The organism is Treponema sp. R80B11-R83G3, assembly GCF_054786115.1.
Window position 1 is genome coordinate 1 of sequence record NZ_BDHF01000261.1, and the last position, 1,067, is coordinate 1,067.

The following is a 1,067-nucleotide window of genomic DNA, read 5'->3' on the forward strand; positions in this document are numbered from 1 at the left end:
GGTCGTTTTTTTTCTGGTGTATTATTCTTCTTTTTTGGTTCCCCTACCGTATATCCTTCCTGTACAAGCCACTTCTTTTTTGTTATATATTCTTCTATTGTGGACAGTTCAGCCAGGCGTTTTGCCAATTTTACTAAACGCCCGCCACCCAAAAGATTCGCCTTCCATGTATATTTTTTATCTGTAGCTTCTTTCTGTAATACTGGATGATAATCATAATGATCCAATTCAAAACAAATTTTCTCGTTGATAGCGACTTTTCGCCTGAAGGTTAGATGAACAATTTTATTCCCGACAGATGGCTTTTTCTTTTTTGCCAGTACCGCAATCGCCTTAGTATTTGCATCGTGGAAAAGGCCATTTATTGAAATAAAATCAAGAATTTTATCAATTGTGAAATTATTAATAAAATTACAACGCATTGCCGTTGTTCGTGCGTTATATAAAAACCCATAAGGCTGAATCATACATATTTTACCGGATTCAGAAAGATATTTTTCAACACTGGCAATTAATACATAATACGCCAATTGGTTGTCCGATATAGTTCTATTGCTTTCACTTAAATCTTTAATAATTGCATATGTCAATTCCTCAATAAAAGGCGGATTACCTAAAATGATGTCAAAACCAGTATCAGATTTGCTTGCCTTTAACGCGTCTTTTCCCCTTTCTCCAAAATCGCCGATAAAAATATTATGTCCTACTGTCTTTCCAAATCTTAATTTCCACCAAATTATATCCGGTTTTAAGGCATCACATACAGCTAACGCTAAGCTAAAAGAAGCGATATGGGCTGCTTCTTCCTGTAATTCAACTCCAAAGATGGAATTATTTAACAGTTCTACAAGTGCCTGCGGGGTAAGCCATTCCTTGTTTTTTTGTTGATTTACATAAATTAAACGCCGGAATGCTGAAACAAGAAAAATGCCCGAACCGCAAGTAGGATCAAATATTTTTTCGTCCCCTTTGATTTTTTCCAGCGGCATAGCCTGATCCAGCATCAAATTTACCAGAATTATAGGAGTAAACACTGCCCCCTGATATTTTCCCGTAAAATATTGATA

1 protein-coding gene is annotated in these 1,067 nt (G+C 35.8%); it reads right to left on the reverse strand.

What is annotated here, in order from left to right:
- Positions 1–1,004: HsdM family class I SAM-dependent methyltransferase (locus ACYVRH_RS13155; RefSeq protein WP_461257350.1), on the reverse strand; the 1,004-nt coding region annotated here is incomplete at its 3' end.
- Between the last annotated feature and the right edge of the window lie 63 nt (positions 1,005–1,067).